Source organism: Nocardiopsis sp. NPDC057823 (genome assembly GCF_042797335.1).
Classification (GTDB): domain Bacteria; phylum Actinomycetota; class Actinomycetes; order Streptosporangiales; family Streptosporangiaceae; genus Nocardiopsis; species Nocardiopsis changdeensis.
Map to the genome: position 1 here is coordinate 136,005 of NZ_JBHVLR010000011.1, position 23,241 is coordinate 159,245.

Annotated in this window: 24 protein-coding genes and 1 pseudogene; 12 read left to right on the forward strand and 13 right to left on the reverse strand. The window is 71.3% G+C overall.

The genetic code is table 11. From position 1 onward, the window contains the following. Nucleotides 1-323: 323 nt before the first annotated feature. The 3 genes and pseudogenes from ACFVNO_RS18910 to ACFVNO_RS18920 form a co-directional block, all read right to left on the reverse strand. Nucleotides 324-1,499 (reverse strand): annotated as a pseudogene (locus ACFVNO_RS18910) (glycine betaine/L-proline ABC transporter ATP-binding protein); the annotation flags it as partial. After that, nucleotides 1,496-3,061 (reverse strand): GMC family oxidoreductase, encoded by a 1,566-nt coding sequence (locus ACFVNO_RS18915; protein WP_378894145.1) that lies wholly within the window; start codon nt 3,059-3,061, stop codon nt 1,496-1,498. The gene ACFVNO_RS18915 and the pseudogene ACFVNO_RS18910, both read right to left, overlap by 4 nt. Nucleotides 3,062-3,123: 62 nt before the next feature. Beyond that, nucleotides 3,124-4,647 carry an aldehyde dehydrogenase family protein gene (locus ACFVNO_RS18920; RefSeq protein WP_355257724.1) on the reverse strand — a complete coding sequence of 508 codons (1,524 nt, stop codon included), beginning with the start codon at nt 4,645-4,647 and terminating at the stop codon, nt 3,124-3,126. 320 nt (nt 4,648-4,967) lie between these two features. Here ACFVNO_RS18920 and ACFVNO_RS18925 point away from each other — a divergent pair, with 320 nt between their 5' ends. After that, nucleotides 4,968-5,630 (forward strand): class II aldolase/adducin family protein, encoded by a 663-nt coding sequence (locus tag ACFVNO_RS18925; RefSeq protein ID WP_378894149.1) that lies wholly within the window; start codon nt 4,968-4,970, stop codon nt 5,628-5,630. Between the two features lie 242 nt (nt 5,631-5,872). Here ACFVNO_RS18925 and ACFVNO_RS18930 read toward each other — a convergent pair whose 3' ends face one another. From ACFVNO_RS18930 to ACFVNO_RS18950, 5 genes are read right to left on the reverse strand one after another with little or no spacing between them, the layout of a single operon-like run. Continuing rightward, nucleotides 5,873-6,409, reverse strand: a complete 537-nt coding sequence (locus ACFVNO_RS18930) for a hypothetical protein (RefSeq protein ID WP_355257730.1) — start codon at nt 6,407-6,409, stop codon at nt 5,873-5,875. A gap of 31 nt (nt 6,410-6,440) precedes the next feature. Continuing rightward, complete coding sequence (locus ACFVNO_RS18935) at nt 6,441-6,980, reverse strand: hypothetical protein (protein WP_355257733.1); 540 nt, start codon at nt 6,978-6,980, stop codon at nt 6,441-6,443. Between the two features lie 37 nt (nt 6,981-7,017). Further along, nucleotides 7,018-7,299 (reverse strand): helix-turn-helix transcriptional regulator, encoded by a 282-nt coding sequence (locus tag ACFVNO_RS18940; protein ID WP_355257735.1) that lies wholly within the window; start codon nt 7,297-7,299, stop codon nt 7,018-7,020. Further along, complete coding sequence (locus tag ACFVNO_RS18945; protein ID WP_355257738.1) at nt 7,289-8,146, reverse strand: ABC transporter permease; 858 nt, start codon at nt 8,144-8,146, stop codon at nt 7,289-7,291. Before ACFVNO_RS18945 ends, ACFVNO_RS18940 begins: the two co-directional genes overlap by 11 nt. Next, nucleotides 8,143-9,114: an ABC transporter ATP-binding protein gene (locus tag ACFVNO_RS18950; RefSeq protein WP_378894155.1), complete on the reverse strand. Its 972-nt coding sequence runs from the start codon at nt 9,112-9,114 to the stop codon at nt 8,143-8,145. The genes ACFVNO_RS18945 and ACFVNO_RS18950 overlap by 4 nt, the downstream gene beginning before the upstream one ends. A 299-nt stretch (nt 9,115-9,413) precedes the next feature. Between ACFVNO_RS18950 and ACFVNO_RS18955 the strand changes: the two genes are divergently transcribed. Next, nucleotides 9,414-9,806, forward strand: a complete 393-nt coding sequence (locus ACFVNO_RS18955) for a VOC family protein (RefSeq protein ID WP_220564304.1) — start codon at nt 9,414-9,416, stop codon at nt 9,804-9,806. Nucleotide 9,807: 1 nt separating this feature from the next. Here the strand turns inward: ACFVNO_RS18955 and ACFVNO_RS18960 are convergent, their stop codons facing one another. Next, a complete protein-coding gene (locus tag ACFVNO_RS18960; protein ID WP_220564303.1) occupies nt 9,808-10,572 on the reverse strand; it encodes an alpha/beta fold hydrolase in 765 nt (254 codons plus the stop codon). A 142-nt stretch (nt 10,573-10,714) separates the two neighbouring features. Between ACFVNO_RS18960 and ACFVNO_RS18965 the strand changes: the two genes are divergently transcribed. The 3 genes from ACFVNO_RS18965 (at nt 10,715) to ACFVNO_RS18975 (ending at nt 12,762) form a co-directional block, all read left to right on the forward strand. Then, complete coding sequence (locus ACFVNO_RS18965) at nt 10,715-11,227, forward strand: DinB family protein (protein ID WP_220564302.1); 513 nt, start codon at nt 10,715-10,717, stop codon at nt 11,225-11,227. A gap of 123 nt (nt 11,228-11,350) precedes the next feature. Then, a complete protein-coding gene (locus ACFVNO_RS18970; RefSeq protein WP_255646955.1) occupies nt 11,351-11,536 on the forward strand; it encodes a hypothetical protein in 186 nt (61 codons plus the stop codon). 395 nt (nt 11,537-11,931) lie between these two features. Beyond that, nucleotides 11,932-12,762 carry an SURF1 family protein gene (locus ACFVNO_RS18975; protein ID WP_378894160.1) on the forward strand — a complete coding sequence of 277 codons (831 nt, stop codon included), beginning with the start codon at nt 11,932-11,934 and terminating at the stop codon, nt 12,760-12,762. Here ACFVNO_RS18975 and ACFVNO_RS18980 read toward each other — a convergent pair. Together ACFVNO_RS18980 and ACFVNO_RS18985 are read right to left on the reverse strand one after the other, a co-directional pair. After that, nucleotides 12,738-13,148: a DUF3817 domain-containing protein gene (locus ACFVNO_RS18980; RefSeq protein ID WP_355257746.1), complete on the reverse strand. Its 411-nt coding sequence runs from the start codon at nt 13,146-13,148 to the stop codon at nt 12,738-12,740. The two genes, ACFVNO_RS18975 and ACFVNO_RS18980, sit on opposite strands and share 25 nt — an antisense overlap. A gap of 145 nt (nt 13,149-13,293) precedes the next feature. Further along, complete coding sequence (locus tag ACFVNO_RS18985) at nt 13,294-14,781, reverse strand: glycosyltransferase (RefSeq protein WP_355257749.1); 1,488 nt, start codon at nt 14,779-14,781, stop codon at nt 13,294-13,296. Nucleotides 14,782-15,175: 394 nt separating this feature from the next. On the opposite strand from ACFVNO_RS18985, the gene ACFVNO_RS18990 reads away from it, so the two are divergent. The 3 genes from ACFVNO_RS18990 (at nt 15,176) to ACFVNO_RS19000 (ending at nt 17,799) form a co-directional block, all read left to right on the forward strand. After that, on the forward strand, nt 15,176-15,877 hold the full coding sequence (locus ACFVNO_RS18990; protein WP_378894289.1) for a WbqC family protein: 702 nt from the start codon (nt 15,176-15,178) through the stop codon (nt 15,875-15,877). 120 nt (nt 15,878-15,997) lie between these two features. Further along, a complete protein-coding gene (locus ACFVNO_RS18995) occupies nt 15,998-16,711 on the forward strand; it encodes a PIG-L deacetylase family protein (protein WP_220564296.1) in 714 nt (237 codons plus the stop codon). Nucleotides 16,712-16,815: 104 nt separating this feature from the next. Then, nucleotides 16,816-17,799 (forward strand): NAD(P)-dependent oxidoreductase, encoded by a 984-nt coding sequence (locus tag ACFVNO_RS19000; protein WP_355257753.1) that lies wholly within the window; start codon nt 16,816-16,818, stop codon nt 17,797-17,799. 466 nt (nt 17,800-18,265) lie between these two features. Here ACFVNO_RS19000 and ACFVNO_RS19005 read toward each other — a convergent pair whose 3' ends face one another. Beyond that, nucleotides 18,266-18,640, reverse strand: coding sequence for a DUF202 domain-containing protein (locus ACFVNO_RS19005; RefSeq protein WP_355257756.1), 375 nt, complete (start codon nt 18,638-18,640; stop codon nt 18,266-18,268). Then, on the reverse strand, nt 18,637-18,999 hold the full coding sequence (locus tag ACFVNO_RS19010) for a YidH family protein (RefSeq protein ID WP_220564293.1): 363 nt from the start codon (nt 18,997-18,999) through the stop codon (nt 18,637-18,639). The genes ACFVNO_RS19005 and ACFVNO_RS19010 overlap by 4 nt, the downstream gene beginning before the upstream one ends. A 228-nt stretch (nt 19,000-19,227) precedes the next feature. On the opposite strand from ACFVNO_RS19010, the gene trxA reads away from it, so the two are divergent. From trxA to pstS, 4 genes are all read left to right on the forward strand, one after another. Then, nucleotides 19,228-19,602: a thioredoxin gene (trxA, locus tag ACFVNO_RS19015; protein ID WP_220564292.1), complete on the forward strand. Its 375-nt coding sequence runs from the start codon at nt 19,228-19,230 to the stop codon at nt 19,600-19,602. A gap of 299 nt (nt 19,603-19,901) precedes the next feature. Continuing rightward, nucleotides 19,902-20,774, forward strand: coding sequence for a phosphate ABC transporter ATP-binding protein PstB (gene pstB / locus ACFVNO_RS19020; protein WP_355257761.1), 873 nt, complete (start codon nt 19,902-19,904; stop codon nt 20,772-20,774). 58 nt (nt 20,775-20,832) lie between these two features. Further along, nucleotides 20,833-21,618, forward strand: a complete 786-nt coding sequence (locus tag ACFVNO_RS19025; RefSeq protein ID WP_220565451.1) for a response regulator transcription factor — start codon at nt 20,833-20,835, stop codon at nt 21,616-21,618. Between the two features lie 371 nt (nt 21,619-21,989). Next, nucleotides 21,990-23,081 carry a phosphate ABC transporter substrate-binding protein PstS gene (gene pstS / locus ACFVNO_RS19030; protein WP_220564290.1) on the forward strand — a complete coding sequence of 364 codons (1,092 nt, stop codon included), beginning with the start codon at nt 21,990-21,992 and terminating at the stop codon, nt 23,079-23,081. The last annotated feature ends 160 nt before the right edge of the window (nt 23,082-23,241 follow it).

A 23,241-nucleotide genomic window follows, 5' to 3' on the forward strand; every position in this document is an offset into this window, starting at 1 on the left:
GAGCCCGGGGCCTCCGGGCCGTCCGGGGAGCCGGAGGCCGCCGGGGCCCCAGGAGGCGCCGGCACCGCCGAGGCCCCTGCCGGACCGCCTTCCCCCGACCGGCCGGAGCCGCCGGTGTCGGTGGGACCTCCCAGGCGGTCGGGGCCACCAGGATCGTCGGGGCCGGTGAGGCCACCAGAGCCAAGGGGGTCATCGGGGCCACCGGGATCGGTGGGGCCACCGGGATCGGTGGGGCCACCGGGCCCGCCTGGGCCACCGGGCCCGCCTGGACTGGTGGGTCCGACAGGACTACCGGAGGCGCCAAGACCGGTGGGGCCATGCGGGCCGTCCGGGGCGGTGTCGGCCGCGGGGTTGTCGGAGCCGTGGTCGACGAGGTCCTCGGACAGCTCGCCCACCGTCTCCTCCTCGATGGCGGCGGCCACGGAGGCGTCGGCCAGCTGGTCCTCGGCGATGGCGCGCAGCACGTCGTCGCGGCCCACGTAGCCGAGCAGCCGGCCGTCCTCCACCACCCGAACCGGGGCGGTGCTGGCGGCGAGCATCGGCAGCACCTCCGCCAGCACGGTGCCGGGTTCGGTCACCGGCCCGTCGGTGCTCTCCTCGGGGAAGGGGTCGCGCACCAGCCAGCGGGCCGTGAGCACGGTGGTGCGGGCGACGTCGGAGGTGAAGTCGGCGACGTACGCGTCGGCCGGCCGCCCCACCACCTCCTCCGGGGTTCCCACTTGGACGAGTTCGCCGTCGCGCATGATGGCGATGCGGTCGCCCAGCTTGAGCGCCTCCTGGAGGTCGTGGGTGATGAACACCGAGGTCTTGGCCAGCTCGCGCTGGAGCCGGACGACCTCCTGCTGCATGTCGCGGCGGATGAGCGGGTCCAGGGCGCTGAACGGCTCGTCGAACAGCAGCACCTCGGGGTCCACCGCCAGCGCGCGGGCCAGGCCGACGCGCTGCTGCATGCCGCCGGACAGCTCGCCCGGCCGGGAGTCCTCGTAGCCCGACAGGCCGACCATGCCGATCATCTGCTCGGCCCGCTCGTAGCGTTCGGGGCGCGCCATGCCGCGCACCTCCAGGCCGTAGGCCACGTTGTCGATGATCCTGCGGTTGGGCAGCAGCCCGAAGTGCTGGAAGACCATGGCGATCTTGTGGCGGCGCAGCTCGCGCAGCCGCTGCGGGGTGGCCTCGCCGATGTCCTCGCCGTCGAGCAGGACCTGCCCCGACGTGGGCTCGATCAGGCGGGTCAGGCAGCGGATGAGCGTGGACTTTCCCGAGCCGGACAGGCCCATGACCACGAAGATCTCACCGGGCCGGACGTCGAAGGAGACGTCGCGCACAGCGACGGTGCAGCCGGTCTCCTCCCTGATCCGGTCCCGGTCGGCCCGCTCCAGCCCGCTGCCGATGACGGTGTCGGCGTTCCTGCCGAAGATCTTCCACAGGTTGCGGACGGAGAAGGTGACGTCCCGCCCGCCGCCCGGCGGCGTGGCGGGTTCGGTCGTCGGGGCGCTCATCGGGCCTCCTCGCGGCGGTGGTCCTCGCGCACCAGGTCGGCGGCGCGCTCGCCCAGGGCCAGGACCGTGACCATGGGGTTGGGAGTGGGCAGGGTCGGGAAGACGGACGCGTCGGCGATCCGCAGCCCGCGCAGGCCCCGCACCCGCAGCCGCGGGTCGACCACGGCCATCGGGTCGTCGGCGGCGCCCATCCGGCAGGTGCCCGCCGGGTGGTAGACGGTGTGGGCGGCGCGGCGGCCGTACTCCGACAGCTCCTCGTCGGTCCGCACCCCGGGGCCGGGGGCGACCTCGGCCTCGATCCAGGAGCGGAACGGCTCGGCCTCGGCCACCCTCCGGGCGAGCTTGAGGCCGTCGACGATGGTCCGCTCGTCGTAGCCGTCGGGGTCGGTGAAGTACCGGAAGTCCAGGGCGGGCTTGTCCCGGGGGTCCGCGCTGGTCAGGTAGAGGCGGCCGCGCGAGCGCGAGCGCGGGATGTTCGGGGTCATGCAGACCGCGTATCCGTCGGGCGGGGAGGTGTAGCCCAGCCGCTTCGTGTTGTCGTCGAAGGGGACCTGGTAGATGTGGAACATCAGGTCCGGGCGCGGATCGGAGCCGTCGCGCCGGACGAACAGCGCGGCGTCGGAGTGCATCACCGTGTTCCGCGGGACCGGCCTGCTCGTCCTCCACATGATGATCGACTCGGGGTGGTCGAGCAGGTTCTCGCCCACGCCCGGCAGGTCGTGGCGGGGTTCCACCCCGACCTCGCGCAGGTGCGCGGTGTCGCCGATGCCGGAGAGCAGCAGCAGCCGGGGCGTGTCGACGGCGCCCGCGCACAGGATCACCTCGCGCCGCGCCGACACCGAGACACGGGTCCCGTCCCCGTCCGTCGCCTCCACCCCGGTGGCGCGGTCCCCGTCCAGGACGACCCTGTCCACCCAGGTCTCCAATAGGACGGTGAGGTTGTCGCGCACGTCCATGACCGGGTGCAGGTAGGCGACCGACGCCGAGGAGCGGTACCCGGTGTAGGGGTCGTAGGCGATGGACAGGAACCCGGCGCCCCCGGAGAACCCACCGCCGTGCGAGGTCAGCGCGTTGAAGTCCTCGACGACCGGGACCCCGGCGGCCTTCGCCGCGGACTCCACCCAGTCGCGGACCATGGTGTTGCGGTCCTTGTCGGCGACCGGGACGATGTTGCACTTGATCCGGTCGGCGTAGGACTGCACGGTGGCGTTGTCCCAGCCCTCGGCCCCGGCGGCCACCCAGTCGTCGAGGTCCTCGGCGAAGGGCCGGAAGCTGATGAGCGTGTTGTGGGAGGAGCACCCGCCCAGCACGCGGGCCCGCGAGTGGAGGATGTGCGAGTTGCCGCGGGGCTGCTCGGTGGTCGTGTACTTCAGGTCGAGGTCGCCGTCGAGGACGCCCAGCCAGTCGCGCAGGCGGAGCACGTGCTCCAGGTCCCGGTCGTCGGGGCCGCCCTCGATCAGGCAGACGGTGGTGTCGGGGTCCTCGGTGAGGCGGTCGGCGAGCACCGACCCCGCGGTGCCGCCGCCGACGATCACGTAGTCGTAGGTCCGGTCGTGGGACACGGCGTGATTCCTCTCGTTGTTCTGCCGGGGGATGGCGGGGAAACCGGCCCGTGCCTTCGCGGTCAGCCGAACCAGCGCTGCGGTTCGGGTGCCAGGTTGCGGTAGATGTGCTTGGCCTCCCGGTACTCGGCGAGCCCGGACGGGCCGAGTTCGCGGCCGATGCCGCTGCGGCCGAAGCCTCCCCACTCGGCTCCGGGGAAGTAGGGGCCGTAGTCGTTGATCCAGACGGTGCCGTGGCGCAGGGCCGCCGCCACGCGCTCGCCGCGCGCGGTGTCGTCCGTCCACACGCCGCCGGAGAGCCCGTAGTCGGTGTCGTTGCCCAGGGCGATCGCCTCCTCCTCGGTGCGGAAGCGCTCGACGGTGACGACCGGGCCGAACACCTCGGTCTGCACGATGTCCATGGAGCGGTCGCAGTCGACGAACACGGTGGGGCGGTAGAAGTAGCCGTCCCGGAGCCCGGGCTCGTCGGGGCGCTTGCCTCCCGCGATGATGCGCGCGCCCTCCTCGACGCCGCGGGCGACGGCGGCCTCGACCTTGGCGCGGTGCCGCTCCGACACCAGCGGGCCGCAGCGCACCCCCTCGTCCTGGCCGCGACCGATGCGGATGGCGTCGGCGCGGCGGGCCAGCTCGGCGGTGAAGGCGTCGTGGACGTCCTCGTGCACGATGAGCCGGGCCCCGGCCGAGCAGACCTGGCCGGAGTGGAAGAACGCGGCGGAGAGGGCATGGTCCACGGCGGTGTCCAGGTCCACGTCCGGGAAGACGATGTTGGGGTTCTTGCCGCCCAGTTCCAGCGCGACCCTCTTGACCGTGGGCGCGGCGGCGGCCATGATCAGCCGGCCGGTGGCCAGGCCGCCGGTGAAGGACACCAGGTCCACGCCGGGGTGCTCCGACAGGGGCGCGCCCGCCTCGGGCCCGCTGCCGGTGACCAGGTTGACGACCCCGGCGGGGACGCCCGCCTCCACCACCAGCTCCATGAGCTTGAGGCTGGTGACGGGGGTGACCTCGGTGGGCTTGATCACGCAGGTGTTCCCGGCGGCCAGGGCCGGGGCGAGCTTCCAGGAGAGCTGGAGCAGCGGGTAGTTCCACGGGGTGATGAGGCCGCAGACGCCGACGGGTTCGTACACGATCCGGCTCTGCACCCCCTCGGGCGCGGACACCAGGCGGCCGGCGTCCTTGTCGGCCAGGCCCGCGTAGTAGCGGAAGACCCCGGTGACGTCGTCGACGTCGATGCCGCCCTCCTCCACCGTCTTGCCGGTGTCGAGGGACTCCGCCAGGGCGATGTCGGCCCGGTCCCGCTGGAGGAGGTCGGCGATGCGCTCCAGCAGGCGGGCGCGCTCGCCCGCCGCGGTGCCGCGCCACGGGCCGGCGAAGGCCCGCCCGGCGGCGGCGATCGCGTCCTCGGTGTCGGCCCGGCCGCCCTCGCTGACGACGGTCAGCACCGACGCGTCGGCGGGGTCGATGATCTCCCGCACCCGGCCGTCGCGGGCGGCCCGCCACTGCCCGTCGATGTGGATGCTGGTGGCGCGGGTCGAGCCCGGGGGCGCCAGGTAGGGCGCCTCGGGGAGGGTGTCATGCCGTTCGTTCACGGGCCCGGTGTGCCCTCGTTCGCTGGTCACAAACAACCTCTCCCCATGGGGCACCTGCGTCACAATGCCCACGAACAGGCCCTGAACAGCGCGAATGACCGCAAGAGGCGTCGTCACCCGTGGTCCGCACCACGTGACCCAGGCGTAAGGAACCACACGCCGCGGCGGTCGGGGGCGGAGCCCACGCCCGGGCCTGGGGAATACGGGGAAGAGACTTTGACGTACATTTAGGTGTACCTAAGTGGTTCGCCCGGCTCACGGGCGTCCGGCACCGACGGCCCGCCCAGGGTCCGACCGCGCACCCTCGAGGAAGTCGCCAGATGTTGTTGGAGCAGGAACGACGGGACGTCTGCCTGGCCGCCCGGACCCTCGCCGCACTCCCCGGTATCGCCCCCGGCGAATCCGCCACCCTCAGCGTCCGCAACGGGGACCTGGTCGTCGTCACCCCGCACGGGGTCCCCCTGGACCAGGTCCAGCCCGCCGACTGCCCGGTGATGGCGCTGGACGACCGGATGCTGGAGGGCCGCCGCGACCCGGCGGCCGAGACCACCCTGCACATGGCCGTGCACCGGCGGACCGCCGACCACGGGCGGGAGACGAGCGCCGTGGTCAACGCGTTCACGGCCGACACCGTCGCCGTGTCCTCGGTGCTGGCCGAACTGCCGCCGATCCACCACCGCGCCGCGGCCCTGGGCGGGGCGATCGCGGTGACCCCGTACACCCTCTACGGCAGCGGCGACATCGCCGACCAGGCGGTCAAGGCCCTCAAGGGCCGCGACGCCGCGCTGCTGGCCGACCACGGCGGGGTCGCCCTGGGCCGGGGCCTGGAGCACGCCCTGGAGAACCTGCGCCTGCTCGACTGGCTGTGCGCCGCCTACCTGCGCGCCCGCCGGCTCGGCGAGCCCCGCGTCCTCTCCGAGGACGAGCTCGCCGCCGTCTCCCACCGCGACACCTACGGCTGGGCCGGCCCCGACATCTGGTGACCGGCCCCGTCCGTGCGCTCCCCGCCAGGTCGCTCCGCGGATCCGGCGGTGAGCGCACACCGACGGTATTTCGACATCTCGGCGACGGGACGGCCCTCACGGGTGACGGTCACAACCTCCCCGCCCTCCACCGCTGCGAGCAGGTCCCAGAAGCACTTCGAGGCTTCGGCCTCGGTGAATACGCGCACAGCACCCGTTCTACCGGTCGGCGCCACGCGGCAAGGCGCTGACGGGGAAATCCGTCACTCCTCATCGGGCTGGACCCAGGCCAGATGGCAGGCGGGGAAAAGGTTGTGAAGCGCCAGCACGACCCACGCGACTGCGGCGGCCAGGCCGACCGGCACCTCCACCACCGCGCCCAGGACGTCCCCGGCGACCAGGTGGGCGATCCCGCCCAGCATCACCAGGGCCGCCATCGCCCGACCGGTCACCGTGTGGCCCAGGGCTCGGGCGTGGTCGATCTCCGCGCGCTGGCGCTCGTCCACCACCCGCTCGTAGCCCCTGAGCACGCGGGCTCCGGCGTTCAACCGCTGAGCGAAGGACGTGTGGAGGGCCAGCACAACGATCAGCGCCAGCGCCGAAGCGATGACGAGCGCGCCCGTCCGCGCGGTCACCATGACGGCGAACGCGGCCGTGCCGAGCAGGGTCAGGGCCAGAACCAGCGCGACCAGGCGCAGGCGGGTGGAACGGCGGGCCCAGACGGCCCGGGCACCGGGCTCCTCGAGCTTCTCGAGAAGGATCGTGTCGGACAGGTCGGCAGAACGGCGGGGGGTGTTCATGGTGCTCCTTTTCGCGCCGGGGTCCCGGCCGTCAGTCCTCGTCGTCGGGGAGCTCGTCGGGGCGGGTCCAGGCCAGGTAGCAGGCCGGGAACGCGGCGTGGGCCATCGTGGTGACCACCACCAGCGGCGCCAGCACGGCCAGCGGCAGCTCGGCCCCCATGTCCGTTCCGGGCGCCGCCGTGGCGAACCCGGCGGTCACCGCGACCAGCAGGGTCGCCAGGGCGGCCGTCACGTGGTGGCCGAGGCGGGTGGCCCGGTCCATCTCCGCCCGCTGGAACTCGTCCAGGCCGTGGTAGCCCACCACCCAGCGGGCGGCGATGTTGATGTGGGTCGACAGCACCGCGCTCACGAGCAGCAGCCCGACGAACCCGGCGATCCCGGCGAACGACAGCGAGGCGCCGACGACCAGGGGCAGGGCGAGGAAGAGGGCCGCCGCCAGGGTGAGGGCGACGAAGACGGCCACCGCCGCGCGGCGGCGCGAGCGCGCCGCCCAGAACGCCCGGCGCCGCGGGTTCTCGATCATGGAGCGGATGCGCTCCTGGGTCCGGCTGTTCGGCTGTCCGATGAACATGGCGATCCTTCGTGGTGGTGCGGTCGGGTGCGGCGGCTCAACCGCCGATGCGGGGGAACGGCTCGGTGGAGAACACGACCTCCACCGGGACCTCGAAGTAGCGGGCGATCCTCAGGGCCAGGTGGAGGCTGGGGCTGTACTCGCCCCGCTCCAGGTAGCCCACCGTCTGGTAGTGCACCCCGAGCGCCTCGGCGAGCTGGCGCCGCGAGACGTCCCGCTCCGCCCGCAGCATCGCGATGCGGTTGTAGATGGCCTCGGCCGGTCCGGCCGCCGCCCTGCCGCGGCGGCCGCCCCCGCCCTTCTTCTCCTCAGTAGGCACGCTGCATCGCCTTCTCCCGGGCCTGCTGGACCCTCGATCCCGACGTCTTGCGGGTCATCCGGCGCAGCACCCACTGCGCGGCCACGAACCCGACCACGGACCACAGTGCCAGAACCCCGGCGGCTTGCGGCAGCTGCCAGGTCCCCGCGAGCTCGGCTGCGGCGTGGGCCTCGGGGAGCAGCGCGGCGCGCACGCCCATGCCGGACCAGTAGACGGGGAAGACCTGGGCGAGCGTCTGGAGCCAGGAGGGCATCACCGAGATCGGGAACATGACCCCGGAGACCATGGTCAGCCCCATGACGGGCAGCATGATCACGCCGACGCCGGTGCGCGGGTTGCTCAGGGTGGCCCCGATGATCGCGCCGATCGGCGCGAGGGCGGTCATGGACAGCAGCGACACCCAGAGCAGGGTGAACACGCCGGACACCCCCTGGACGGCGAACCCGTCGACGAGGAGGAGGCCGGGCAGCAGCATGAACGCCATGGCGGCCGCGGACATGGTGACGAGGTGCCAGGTCTTGGCCACCGCGTAGCCGACCATCCCGTTGGGCGCGACGCGGGCCCGCAGCAGGGTCCCGTCCTCGCGTTCGCTGCCGATGACCTGGGCGACCGTGGCGGTGCCGAGCATGAGCAGCAGCATCGTCACGCCGCCGGTCATCATCATCGCGGCGACCGGGACGTCCGCGCCCTCCACCGTGTCGTCCCCCACGAACAGGGTGAGGGCGACGAAGACGAGGGGCATCGCGAAGTAGCCGCCGATCACCTCGCCCGCGTTGGCGAACGAGTTCTTGAACTCGGTCCAGCCGCGCGAGAACCCGGTGCGGACGGCGTGGGCGGTGGGGTTCATCGGATCTCCTCGGCGAACTCGGCGGCGGCGCGCTCGGCGTCGCCGGACTCGGAGCGCTGGACCAGGTCCAGGTAGACCTCCTCCAGCGAGGGGCGCAGGACCTTGAGGTCGGTGATCCCGTCCCCGTGCACCCGGTACAGCTCGGCGATGTGCCGGGCCGGGGCGTCGGTGGCGTGCACGTGGCGCTCCCCGCCGACGCTCCAGGTGACCTCGCTCTGCATGCCGACCAGGGAGGAGAGCCGGTCTGCGCTGCCGTCGGCGACGATGCGCCCGCCCGCGAGGATGAGGACGCGGTCGGCGAGCTTCTCCGCCTCGGCCAGGTCGTGGGTGGTGAGCAGGACGGTGGTGTCGTCCTCGTCGGTGAGCCGGTGGACCAGCTCGTGGAAGTCGCGCCGGGCCTGGGGGTCCAGGCCGGTGGTGGGCTCGTCGAGGAAGAGCAGCTCGGGGCGGCCGACCAGGCCCAGAGCGACGTCGACGCGGCGCCGCTGGCCGCCGGAGAGGGTGCGCAGCCGCTTGTGGGCGTGCTCGGCCAGGCCCAGGGACTCCAGCAGTTCGTCGGTGTCGTAGGGGCGCGGGCGGCCGGGCTCGGAGTAGGGGGCGTGGAAGCGGCCGAAGTGGTCGACGAGGTCGCGCACCCTCCAGGCGGCGTGGTCGCGCCAGGACTGCATGACCACGCCGATCCGGGACCGCCAGCGCTCGTCGCCTCGGGCCGGGTCCGAGCCGAGCACCTCGACCTCGCCGGCGGAACGGGCCCGGAAGCCCTCCAGGATCTCGACGGTGGTGGTCTTGCCGGCCCCGTTGGGGCCGAGCAGGGCGACGACCTCGCCGCGGCGGGCGGTCAGGTCGACACCGCGCAGGACCTCGGTGGCCCCGTAGTTCATGCGCAGGCCGCGAACGGTGATCGCGGCCGGCTCGGGGGTCCCGTACGACACCTCTCGGGCCACCGATCGCACACCGGCTTCCGCCATGGCCGCACCTCCTTCATCGTCTCTCTACTGCGGTTGATAGTACATGTACTACATCAGACAGAACAAGCACTACATATGAAAGTAGAGATGGTACGGACCGCCGCACATGGACTATCCCCGGCGAAGGCACAGTTCGGCGCAGGGACGTGGCCGCATCCGGACGGCAGCGGGAAATCCCCCCGCCACCGTGTCGGCACCCCCCTGGACCCGGAAACCGGGTACGGATACTCAGGAAGGGCGTCACCCCGAGGCGCCACACTGGTGCCGACGACCGCAGACCCCGCTGGGAGGCCCCCGAGATGCGCTGCAGCTACATCCGCCTACTGGTCGACGACTACGAAGCCTGCTTCCGGTTCTACTCCGACGTGCTCAAGCTCCCCGTGCTGCGCGGTGACGAGCACAGCCGCTACGCCGAGTTCGACGTGGACTCCACCACCCGCCTGGCGCTCAACCAGCGCGAGGTCATGGCCGAGGCGCTGGAGACCGACACGGCCGACCCCGGACTGCCCCACCAGGACCGCATGGCCGTGGTGTTCGAGGTGGACGACGTGGACGCCACCGCCGCCCGGCTGGTCGCCGCCGGGGCGCGCCAGGTGATGGCGCCGCGCGACTGGACGGCGTGGGGGATCCGCGCCGCCCACTTCCGCGACCCGGACGGCTACCTGCTGGAGGTCAGCCGCCCGCTCATCTGAGTCACGGGGCCACGTGCTCCACCAGCAGCTCGTTGACCCGGTCCGCCCGCTCCACACCGAGCAGGTGCGCGGCTCCCGCGACGACCTCGAACCGGGAGTCGGCGATGCCGTCGGCGAGCCTGCGCCCGTGCCCGGGCGGCAGCAGGGGATCGTGCGCGGCCGACACGACCAGGGCGGGCACCCGCACGCCCGCGACCAGGTGCCGCTGGTCCATCGCGTGCACCGCGTCGCACACCGAGGCGAACGTCGCCGGGTCGATCCGGCCCAGCTCGTCGGTGAACCGCTCCACCACGTCGGGGCGCTCCCGCCCCATGTCGGGGGTGAACCACGGCAGCGACACGTCGGCCAGCACCGACTCCATCCCGGCCTCGCGCGCCCGATCCGCCAGCCGGCTCCACCGGTGCGCGGGGGGCGTGCGCGGCGCCGCGGCCAGCAGGGCGATCCGCTCCAGGGTGCGCGGCGAGTTGGCGGCGATCCACACCACCAGCGAGGCGGCGAACCCGGCGCCCACCGCCGACACCCGTGCCAGGTCCAGCTTCTCCAGCAGCGCCAGCACGTCCAGCGCGAGGTCCTCGATGCCGCACGAGCCGGCCGCGGCCGGCGAGGAGCCGTGGCCGCGGTGGTCGATCCGCAGGACCCGGCGGTTGCGGGTCAGCTCGGGCATCTGCGGCTCCCACACCGACATGGTGGTGCCGAACGGCGGCACGAGCAGCACGACGGGCGCGTGCCGCGGTCCGTCGATCCGGTACTGGAGCGGAATGGTCATGGGGCCTCCGGGTCGCCAGAACGCCAGGGTATCCGCAAGCGCCGGGAGGCCACCGGTATCCGCCGCCGGTGGAGGACAGAACCTGACCTCCACGCTTTCTAGGGTGGTACCACCGAGACGGCGAAGAGAGAAGGCGGCCACGATGGCGACGGACACCGAGCGCACCTCCATCCTGAAGATGCTCGCGGACCAGCGCGACTTCCTGCGGTTCGCGGTCAGGGGGCTGGACGACCACCAGGCCACCCGGCGCACCACCGACAGCGAGCTGACGCTGGCGGGCCTGGTCAAGCACGTGACGCAGATGGAGGAGAACTGGATCCGGTTCGCCCAGGACGGCCCGCCCGCCGAGCCGGTCGACTACGAGGACCCGGCCTCCTGGCAGGAGCAGGCCGACAGCTTCAACCTGCTGGACGGCGAGACCCTGGAGGGCACCCTCGCCCGCTACGACCTCGTCGCGGCCGCGACCGAGGAGTACGTCCTCTCCCTGCCCGACCTGGAGAAGAGCCACCCGCTCCCGGAGGCCCCGTGGTTCGAGCAGGGCGCCTCCTGGTCGGTCCGCGACGTGCTCCTGCACATCCTCCGAGAGACCGCCCAGCACTGCGGCCACGCCGACATCATCCGCGAGTCCTTCGACGGCCAGAAGACCATGGGCTGAGCCCCCGCACCGCCCCCGAACAGGACATGTGAGGGATGCCGGCGCCCGGGGTGACAACCGTCATCCCGGGCCGGTGACAACGGCGCCTACCGGCCCCGCGGCCCGGCGGCGAGGATGGTGCACATGACGAAGACACAGAGCACCTCCCCGGACTGGACCCTCGGACTCTCCCTCGGACTGGCGGTCGGCATGGGCTTCGCCGCCGTCCTCACCGACCTGCTGCTGGGCGTCACCCTCTCCGCCTGCTTCGGCGTCGCCCTCGCCTACACGCTCCCCCAGGCCCGCCGCGCCGCGACCGCCGCACAGTGACCCCGGGCGGTGACCCCGGGCATGCGTACGGGGTGCGCCCGAAGGCGCACCCCGCCGCACGAAGGCGGCGAGGGCCGCTTCCGCATCCCCCCTCAAAGTACGGAAGCGCCCCTCGCCTGGGAAGCGGCCTGCGACTCCTCCCCCCTGGAGTCGCGGCCTGGAAGGTCCGCACGCGGGCGGCTCGGTGCGCTCGGCGGCCCTGGGGCCCCGGAGCGACTTTGTCGTTCCGCGTTGATAGAGACACTACCCACCCCGACCTCGGTAGACAACCCTCTGTCACGAGAACTTACTTAAAGTGATCGCCATTCCTCCGTCGATACCGGCCCAAGCCACCGCGTGCAGTGTCAACCCGGGGTCATGACCGACTCCTCCGGAGGCGCACATAGCCTGGTCGGGTGAGATCACCGCTGCTCCGTCCCCGATGGCTCGGCATCCACCTCGGCATCCTCCTGGTCGCCGCGGTGTGCGTCGCCGGCACCGCCTGGCAGTTCGTCCGCGCCTTCGAGCCGGACCGCGAGGTCATCACCAACCCGGTGGAGGACCTCGCCGGCGCCGTGCCGCTGGACGACCTCCTCGAACCCGGCGAGTACATGCACCCGGAGACCTTCGCCAACACGGCGGTCACCGTCACCGGACGCTACTCCCCCGAGGAGACGCTGCTGGTGCCGCGCACCGAGGACGGCGCCCGCGGCCACGACGTCATCCTGCCGCTGGTCACCGACGACGGCGCGGCCGTCACCGTCGACCGCGGCTGGATCCCCGAGGGCGCCGCGGCCCCCGAGGTCCCGGGCGGGGAGGTGACCGTCACCGGCTGGCTGCTGCCGCCGGTCTCCGACGGCGGGTTCACCCCGGTCGCCACCGAGGACGGGACGGTGGAGCGGATCGCCACCTCGCTGCTGGTCAACGAGTGGGACCACCCCCTCTACGAGGGGTACGTCATCCTGCCCGAGGGCGACCCGGCGGCCGAGGGCCTCACGCCGGTGCCGCCGCCCGAGCCGCCCACCGGGTTCACGGTCAACTGGCGCAGCCTGAGCTACACCTTCCAGTGGGCGATGTTCGGCGTCTCCGCGCTGGTGTTCTGGGTCCTGCTGATGCGGCGCGAGCTGGCGGACGCGCGGGTGTCCGACGACACGAAGGCCCCCTCCGAGGCAGAGGGGGCCCGGTCGGAGGAGGCCGCGGGTCCGGGGGAACGGCCCGGGGATCAGCCGGCGGCGGCGGGCTCCTGAGCCGGGGCGGCCGCCCCGGCCTCCTTCGCCTTCTCCGCCTTCACGACACGGTGCTCGACCACGAAGCCGAGGATCGGGATGGTGCCGGCCAGCACCACACCGAGCGTCTTGGGCGCGCTCCAGCGGCGGTCCAGGGCGACCCACAGCACCACCAGCACGTACACCATGTAGATGTAGCCGTGCGGCATGGCGATGAACAGCATCAGCGGCGACTCGGGCCCGAACCAGTGGTCCAGGCCGAACGGCGCCGGCATCAGGGAGAACCGCGCGGTCTCCCCGATGAGGTACTTGGCGGGCATGGCCACGAAGGTCAGGCCCAGCAGGAAGACACCGGTCACATAGGCCAGCACCCGGTACAACCCCAACGACACACGGCTCTTGTCCACCGTTGCTCCACACCCACTCGGACGGTCTCGCACCCCGCGGAGATCCGGGGCCCTTTCCCGAGGCTAAACGCTGTCCGAAACCGGCCGTCCCCGGGGTGCCACGTGCCGTCCCCCACACCGCGCGGCGCCCCCGCGCCGCACGGTGTCACTTCTTCGAGACGCGGTCGGGGCTGGCCCACCGGCCGTCCGACCGGGCGGTCCAGGCCCGCGGGATCATCCGGAGCGTGATGAAGGCGTCCACCACCCGGATCGGGAAGAACAGCAGCCCGTACACGAGGTACGACGGCCGCCGCCGGATCGCGGCCATGACGCAGGTGAGCATGTAGTCGGGGATGAGCAGGCCCATGGCCAGCGCCGTCAGCGGCAGGAACGCCGTGACCGCCGTGAACGACGTCCCCACGAGGGGCACCGACACGAACGCCTCCCCGGCGATGGTGCCGATCAGGACGAACACGGCGATGACCGTGGTCAGCAGCAGGATGACCGAGACCACCACGACCTCGAGGATGTACAGCCCGAGGAACACCCAGAACGTGCTGGGCCAGATCCCGTGCCTGCGCACCGTCTGCCAGAACCCCAGCGTCCACCGGCCCACCTGCTTGCGGTAGTCGGAGAACGTGAACGGGTCCTGGCTGTAGGCCTTGGTGTCCGGCCGCATCGAGATCCGCCCCAGGCGCTTGTGCTGCACCTCGAACGTCATGTTGAAGTCCTCGATGACCAGGCCCTCGGGGTTGACCTCGATCTCCCGCAGCGCCTCGCTGCGGTACACGCTGGCGAAGCCGGGGACGATGAACGACGCGTTGGTGCCGCGCCAGGTCTGCCCGAACCGCATGAAGTACTGGAGCATGAAGTACAGGCGGTCGCGGTAGGCGGAGATCATCCGGCCGACGAAGGTCCGCTCCCGCGGCTTCCACTCCGACACCACGAACCCGGCGACGGCGGCGACCTTGGGGTCGCGCAGCTGGCGCCGGACCCCGTCGACGTACCCCTTGTCGAGCTCGGTGTCGGCGTCGAGGATGAGCACGCCGTCGTAGTTCTCGGTGAGCGCGAACTCCTCGATGACGGCCTCGATGGCCCCGGCCTTGCCGCGGTTGGTGAGCAGCTCCAGGACGTTGACGCCGGTCTTGGCGGCGATCTCGGCGGTGGAGTCCTTGGAGGAGTCCGACACGACGTAGATGTCCCACCGGGGGAACAGGCCCAGCGCCGAGCCGATGGCCCCGTGGATGACCGGTTCCTCGTTGTGGGCGGGGATGACCACGGCGATGGTGGCGTCCCGGGGGCCGTCCCCGGCCTCCGGGGCGTGGTCGCCCTCGGTCCCGGCGTCCCCGGAGGGGCCGCCGGCGCCGACGAGGACGCGCTCGCGGGAGCGGACGGCCCGGCGTTCGTCGGCCGCGGTGCCGCGCCGCAGCACGGCGCGGACGGAGTCGTCCCCCAGGCGCAGCAGCCCGACGGCGGTCCAGAGCAGAAGGTTGGCGCCGAAGGCGAGCCACAGGAACACGTACCCGACGGGGCCGAGTCCGGCCGCGGCGGCCATGTCGGTCGCGAAGTCGAGCCAGAAGACGAAGAGCGCGGCGGCAAGTGCCAGGGCGATGAGCCCGATCAGCAGGCCGCCGACGAAACGCACGATACGCACAGCCTTGGGACCCCTCCCGAAAGTCAGCGGTTTCGGACCGACAATAACCCGCTAAGTCGGCGTTAGGTTGACGCCCTGCCACCTGGAGGGGTTCACCCGAGTTCGCGTCCTATGTAGGCCACGGAAATCGTATACACGGGCTTGCGTGAAGTGGTACCCATTAGAAGATATTTGAGATCGGGGACCGGGGGCGCACGCGCCGTCGGTTTATCCCCGGACGGCCCCGATACGCGGGGGCCCACGTGTTCCGAGACGGACGGAGACAAGGAGAGTGCCCGGCGTGATCGGCGACCCTGCTTCCCCATCACCCGATCCTGCTCCCGCCGCCTCGGATCGAGAACCCGGCTCCGGCCCGCTGACCGGCCGGGACACCTCCCCGGGCCGACGCGTCCGGGTGGCGATCCACCAGCCGCACTACCTGCCCTGGCTGGGAACGGTCGACAAACTCGACCGTTGCGACCTCTTCGTCTTCCTCGACACGGTGCAGTTCGAGCGCCGCGGATGGCAGAACCGGAACTATGTGGCCGGACGTGGCCGCCCGGTGCTATTGACGGTTCCCGTGACCCAGGGCAGTCGAGACGACCGCATTCTGGACAAAGAGATTGACAACAACCAGAAATGGAGGGCAAAGCACCTCAAGGCACTGGCAGAACACTGTTACCCCAAGACGCCCTACTGGAACGAGTACAAGGAAGAAATCGCCCACCTGTACGAGACCGAGTGGGACGACCTCGCGACCCTGGCCATCGCCACGACGCGGATGGTGATGCGCGGATTCGGCATCGACACGCCGGTCCTGCGCGCGAGCGAGATCGGTGACTTCCCCGGCCGCAAGACCGAGCTGCTGGCCCAGATCTGCGCGAAGACCGGAGCGGACGTCCTGCTGTCCGGCGACGGGGCCCGGGGCTACCTCGACCCGCAGATCCTGCTCCGCTACGGGATCGACGTCGAGTGGCAGGGGTTCCGGCACCCGGTCTACCGCCAGCACCAGCGGGAGCCCGAGGACTTCGCCCCCCGGCTGTCGGCGATCGACCTGCTGCTCAACGCGGGTCCGGACGCCCTGGAGATCCTCCGTCGGGCGAGAGCACAGAGCTGATCTCACACGAGCCGATCTCCCCGTGGCGGCACCGCGGCCGCCGTGTCACCCGGGGCACCCCGCAGTCGCACCGCTCGCGGGCGCGCGCCCCCAACACTCGGTAAAGGACGGGAAACCAGCATGACGACGGACTGGTCCCAGGAACGCATCCTGGTCTTCGCACCACACCCGGACGACGAGACGCTCGGCTGCGGCGGCCTCATGAGCAAGGCCAAGGCCGAGGGCGCCGAGGTCTTCGTGCAGTTCATGACCGTCGGGGACACCGCAGACCAGTCGCCGAAGGGTTTCTCCACCGCGGAGGAGCGCTACGCGGAGATCAAGAAGGTCGCCGACCACTTCCGCTGGGACGACTGGCACATGGCGCTGCCCGGCGACGAGTACCACCTGAGGCTGGACGCCGTCCCCCGCGTGGAGCTCACCCAGATCATCGAGAGCACCAGCCCGCTGGCCGTCTCGCGGCTGCGCCCGACCGTGGTCATCGCCCCCCACCGGACCAGCTACAACCAGGACCACCAGGCCACGGCCGAGGCGGTGCACACCGCCCTGCGCCCGTCCGACAGGGAGCTGCGCCACCACCCCCGCCTGGTGCTCGCCTACGAGGAGGCCGCCGACCAGTGGCGGCTGGAGCAGGCGCCCTCGCCCAACCTCATCGTGGAACTGTCCGAGAAGGAGGTGGGGGACAAACTCCTCGGCATGGAGCTGTACGGGTCGCAGAGCCACCGGCACCCGCACACCCGCTCGGAGTTGACCCTGCGCAGCCTGGCCGTCCTGCGGGGCATGCAGGCCGGCGTCGCCTTCGGCGAGGGCTTCCACATCCTGCGCTGTCTGGCCTGAGCGGCGCCGGGCCCCGCCCCGGCACCGGAACCCCCCACCCATCCCATTTCGCGTCATCTCCCCAGTGAAGAAACAAGTCAACGCCTGAAAATGGAGGGGAAACCATGAAGGCTGTGGTCACCGGAGGAGCCGGCTTCATCGGCTCCCACCTGTGCGACCGCCTCGTCGCACAGGGGCACGAGGTGGTCGTCCTGGACGACCTTTCGACCGGGTCCCTACAGAACCTGGTCCAACTGGAGGGCTCACCCGGGTTCCGCTTCGTACAAGGGGACATCCTGGACCGGGACCTGGTCGACGACCTGGTCTCGCAGGCCGACACGGTGTTCCACCTGGCAGCGGCGGTGGGCGTCTACAACATCGTCGACGCGCCGCTGAGGTCGCTGCGGATCAACCTGCACGGCACCGAGAACGTGGTGGAGGCCGCGGTCCGCCACCGGGTGCCCTACATGGTCGCGTCCACCAGCGAGGTCTACGGCAAGAACGACGCCGACGGGCTCAAGGAGGACGACGACCGGATCTACGGCTCGCCGACCAAGAGCCGCTGGTCCTACGCCGCGGCCAAGGGGCTGGACGAGCTGGTGGCCTACGTGCACGGCTCCGAGTCCGGCGTCCCGTGCGTGATCACCCGCTTCTTCAACGTGGTGGGGCCCCGCCAGACCGGCCGCTACGGCATGGTCGTGCCCCGGTTCGTCGACCAGGCGCTCGCGGGCCGGCCCATCACCGTCTACGGCACCGGGACGCAGCGCCGCTGCTTCGGCTCGGTGTTCGACGTGGTGCCCGGCATGCTGGAGCTGATGGACACCCCGGCGGCCTACAACCGGGCGGTCAACCTGGGCGGGCACGAGGAGGTGTCCATCAAGGGGCTGGCCGACCGCGTCGTGGAGCTGACCGGCTCGGACAGCGAGATCGTCTACATCGACTACGACGAGGCCTACGGCGAGGGCTACGAGGACATGCAGCGCCGCTACCCCGACACCTCGCTGGCCAAGGACCTGATCGGCTACGAGCCGACCCGCGACCTCAACGCCATCATCAACTCGATCGTGGAGCACCGCCGGGCGCAGGACACCGTCCCGCAGCCCGCCTAGCACCGGCCCGCTCCCGCCCGGTCCGGGTCCGGAGCGGACACCTCCCGCCTCTCGCCCGCCGAGGGCGTCCCACTCCATCCCCGCTCATGGAGACCTCCCCGCCGAGGGGGTCCGCTCTCCCCCCTGCCCCGGGGAGACGGCAGAGACGACGGCGCCCCGCAGGGGGCGGCGACCGCCCGTACCGTGCGAACACGATCGTCCGCCCGCAGGCACGGGCCCCGGCCCTCCGGGACCGGCGGCCGACCGCGGTGCGGACGGGCCGTGACGGTGGCCCCTCCCGCCGGGACCCCGTCCGGTCCTCGGACGGACCGCAGACACTGACACTGACGCCGACCCGCCACCGGTCACGGAGGGCGCGCGGACGCGCAGGACGCGGCCACGACCCGGGACACACATCGCGCCGTCGCAGCCCGGGCACCGGCCGCCACCGGCACGGACACGCGGAACGGGAGCACCGGGGACACGGTCAGCCGGCGAGCACCGCCGCGATCTGGACGAGGGCCAGCACCAGGACGGACGCGCACAGCAGGACCATGGCCCAGGGCGCGGACACCGCGCGCGGCGGCCCGCCGGTGCCGGCGGGATCGCGCAGGCCCTCGCGGCTGCGGCGCCAGCGCAGCCACAGGTGCAGGCCCACGATGGCGGCGACGAACAGGAAGGCGATCATCAGCGCCATCCGGACCACGGGCGGCGCCTGGGGGATCGGGTTCGCCCCGGTGGTCAGCTCGCCGCGCAGGAACAGCAGCCCCACCACCACCAGCAGGATCAGGGTGCGCTGCCACGCGAGCAGGGTGCGCTCGGGCTGTAGGCCCGGGTCCTCCCGGTCGATCGGACTGCTCACAACAGATGCCCCAAAAGCACCACCAGGCACACCAGCCCCACCGCGAACGTGGTCAGCAGCGGCAGCACGCTCATCCTCAGGGTGCCGCCGTCGCGCATGATGCGCTGGACCCGGTACCAGCGCATCGGGGCGTAGACGGTGATGACCGCGGCCAGGACGGCCAGGGTCAGGCCGACCACCGTGCGCGGCCCCGCGTCCCAGCCCAGGGGGAGCAGGTGCAGGACGGCCACCGCTCCGGCCAGCAGGGCCAGCGCGGTGCGCACCCAGGCGAGGAAGGTGCGCTCGTTGGCCAGGGTGAAGCGGTAGTCGACGGGGTCTCCACCCTCTTTGGTGTCCGCGTCGGCCGTGTCAGCACCCATCGGAGTCCCCCTCTTCTCTCCTGTCCCGCCACCGTAGCCCCATCTTCACTTTCCACCCAAACAGGTATTGACCACGTGTTGTGTAGGAAACTTCCAGTTCAGTCCGGACTCCGGGTACTCCCTGCGAGCATGTGGAACAAACGAGTGGGCACGATCGCTGTAGTCCACCAAGAGGAGGACGGCCCGGTCCGACCGGTCCGTCCGACACCGACAGATGCAGGAGATTCCGTGGCCACCGTCGAACTCACCAAGGACAACTTCGCGGACACGCTGAAGGACAACGACTTCGTCCTCATCGACTTCTGGGCGGACTGGTGCGGTCCCTGCCGGCAGTTCGCCCCGGTCTTCGAGCAGTCCTCGGTGAAGAACGCCGACATCGTGCACGCCAAGGTGGACACCGAGGCCCAGCGCGAGCTGGCCTTCGAGTTCAAGATCCAGTCCATCCCGACCCTGATGATCGTGCGGGACCAGACCGTCATCTACAGCGAGCCGGGCGCCCTGCCGTCGGAGGCGCTGGAGAGCCTGATCACCCAGGCCCGCGAGCTGGACATGGAAGAGGTCAGGCAGAAGATCGCCGAGCAGTCCGGCGAAGCGGGCGCCTGACCGGGCGGCCCCGCGCAGAGCACCGGTGCCCCGGCCCCGCGGCCGGGGCACCGCCGTGTCCGGACCCGTCCGGCCGCTCACCAGGCCGGATCCGACTCCGCGGAACCGATCCGTGCGGTTCGGTGACCGGCGGGCAACGGTCCGCGTCATCACACATCCGAGTCCACCGCCCACGTTCATCCGTGCCACGGGGATCGTTCACCGTCACTTCACCCGGACATATTTGCATGGGTTCGACCGCGCCCCGGCGGTTCACCCCCCATGAGCCCGCAAGCACCGTCCGACCCGGAAGTGGCACCATGTCCATCAGCAACACCGCGTCCACTCGTGGCACCGACTCCGGTCGCGGAGTCGCCCCCGACACCGTCCGGTACAACCGCGAGGTGCCCGGGCTGGGAGACCCCGTCTTCGACGTCTCCGGCCTCTCCATCTACTACGGCTCCAACAAGGCCGTGCGCGACGTCGACCTCAAGGTCGGCCCGCGCCAGATCACCGCGATGATCGGCCCCTCCGGCTGCGGCAAGAGCACGGTGCTGCGGACGCTCAACCGGATGAACGACCTCATCCCCGGCGCCCGCGTCGAGGGTAAGGTCGAGTACCACGGCGAGGACCTGTACGCCCCGCACGTCGACCCCATCGAGGTCCGCCGGCGCATCGGGATGGTCTTCCAGAAGCCCAACCCGTTCCCCAAGTCGATCTACGACAACGTCGCCTACGGACCCCGCATCAACGGCATGCGCGGCAACATGGACGACCTGGTCGAGGAGACCCTCACCAAGGCCGCCCTGTGGGACGAGGTCAAGGACAAGCTCAAGGAGAGCGCCTTCGCCCTCTCCGGCGGCCAGCAGCAGCGCCTCTGCATCGCGCGGACCGTCGCGGTGAACCCCGAGGTCATCCTCATGGACGAGCCGTGCTCGGCACTGGACCCGATCGCCACGCTCAAGATCGAGGACCTGATGTACGAGCTGGCGGCCGAGTACACGATCGTCATCGTCACCCACAACATGCAGCAGGCCGCGCGCGTCTCCGACCGCACCGCGTTCTTCACCGCGGGCGTCGACGAGAAGGGCGAGCGCTACGGCAGCCTGGTGGAGTTCGACGAGACCGCCACCATCTTCAGCAAGCCGGCCGACCAGCGCACCGAGGACTACATCTCCGGCCGCTTCGGCTGATCGGAAAGCCCCGCAGACCTCTTCGACACGCCCTCCCCGACGAAGTGGAACCATGACCATGACCGCGCTCCCCGCCTCCACGTCCGTCCCCCGTCCCGCGGGCGCCCCGGACGACGCGGTGGAGCGCGCGGAAGGCCCGCTGCGGGTCCTGCTGGTGGAGCCGGAGTCGGAGCAGTCGCACCAGCTGGTGCTCTCGCTCAGCGGCCACGACGTGGACATCACCGTGTGCGTCGACGGGGCCGAGGCCCTGCTGCGGGTGGGGCTGCTGCGCCCGGACACGATCGTCACCAGCGCCACCCCGCCCGAGGTCGACCTGGAGACGCTGGTGCGGGTGACCCGGCGCGCGACCGACATCCCGATCCTCATCGGAGTGGGCCCCGGCGACTCCCAGCGCGCGCTGCGCGCGCTGGCCGCCGGGGCCACCGCCTGCGTCAACCGGCCCTACCGCATCCCGGAGCTGGCCGCGCTGCTGCGCGGCTCGCTGCCGGGGGTGGACGGCCACCACTCCCTGGAGCACGTCTCCGGCCCCGGCACGTCGCTGCGCTCGGGCGCCCTGGAGCTGGACGCCCTGGGGCACCGGCTGTTCGTGGACGGCCATCCGGTGGACCTGGCGCTTCGGGAGTTCGGGATCATGGACTTCCTGCTGCGCCACCACGGCCGGGTGGTCAGCCGCGAGGAGCTGTGGACCGAGGTCTGGCACAAGCCGCTGCCCCCGGTGAACAACACCATCGCCGTGCACATCCGCCGGCTGCGTCACAAGCTGGGTGACTCCGAGGCCCGTCCGAGGTTCATCCACACCGTGCGCGGAATCGGCTACCGATTGGACACTGCGAACGGCGGATAAGCATGCTCTGAACTTTCTCCAAGGGTCCCCCGGCACGTCCGGGGCGACCCCTTGTTCATGTTCGCGTCACTTCTCTCGAAGACGCACGCGAAAGTGAATGATCGAAAAATCCCCAATATCGGCGCGATGACCCCGCACTCCCCGCTCTACTTGGCATACCCGCAGGTCATCACAGTGGGATTCGCCACGGCGACACCCCGGACACAGAACCATCACACGCCGCTCGTTACCGGAATGTGACCACCATTCACCCTCCATTCACCCGACTTCCACCGAAGGTCTGCCATTTCGATGGCGACACGACTTTCTCCGCGTTTAACGTCGTTTCACGTCAGCCCCGACAGCGGTGATTCAACGAGGAGAACTTCGACATGCGCAACGGGCGTTCCAAGCTCGCCGTCCTGGCGGCCATCCCCCTGCTCGCCACTGCGTGCGGCGGCGGAGGCGACACCGGTGGTGACACCGGCGGTGACGCTGCCGCCGAGCAGCTCAGCGCTTCGCTGACCGGCGCGGGCGCCAGCTTCCCCGACCCGCTCTTCCAGGACCTGATCTACACCTACAACCAGGACGTCCAGCCCGGCGTCCAGATCAACTACCAGAGCGTCGGCTCCGGTGCCGGTGTGGAGCAGTTCCTGGAGCAGACCGTCGACTTCGGCTCCTCCGAGGAGCCCCTGGACGACGAGGACCTGGCCGCCGCCCAGGAGGCCCGCAGCTGCGAGGCCGTCCAGTTCCCGGTGGTCTTCGGCGCCGTGGTCATCGCGTTCAGCAACGAGGCCCTGGACGGCCTGGTCCTGGACGCCGAGACGATCGCCGGGATCTACTCCCGCGAGATCACCACCTTCGACGACCCGGCGATCGCCGAGCTCAACCCCGACATGGAACTGCCGAGCGACGAGATCATCCCGGTCCACCGCTCCGACAGCTCCGGCACCACCTACGTGTTCAGCCACTACCTGTCCACCGAGGTCGAGTCCTGGGCCGACGAGTACGGCGAGGGCAAGGAGCTCGACTGGGCCGACGGCCTGGTCGGCGGCCAGCAGAACGACGGCGTCACCCAGGGCATCACCCAGAACCCCGGCGGTATCGGCTACGTCAACCAGTCCTACGCCCAGGAGGCCGGACTGGCCGTCGCCCACATCGTGAACGAGGACGGCACCCCGATCGAGCCCACCCTGGAGGCCACCATGGCCGCCTCCGAGGAGGTCGAGGTCCCGGACAACTTCCAGTTCGCGATCGACAACGTCGGCGGTGACGGCTACCCGATCGCCGGCTCCAACTGGATCTTCACCTACACCTGCGGCTACGAGCAGGCCAACGCCGACGCGATCATCGACTTCTGGACCTGGGCGCTGACCGACCAGAGCGCCCGCGACCTCGCCGGCGAGCTGGGCTACGCCCCCCTGGGCGAGGCCCTGACCGACCGCGTCGTCGCCGAGCTGGAGAAGACCAACTCCGCCAACTAGCGCGGCCCCCTCCCCGAGGCGCGAGGTTCCCCTCCCCCTCCCGGAGACCCTCCGCGGGGGGGGGGGGGGCCCCCCCCCCCCCCCCCCCCCCCCCCCCCCACCCCCCCCCCCCCCCCGGGGGGGGGGGGGGGGGGAATAAAAAAAAAAAACACCACACAAG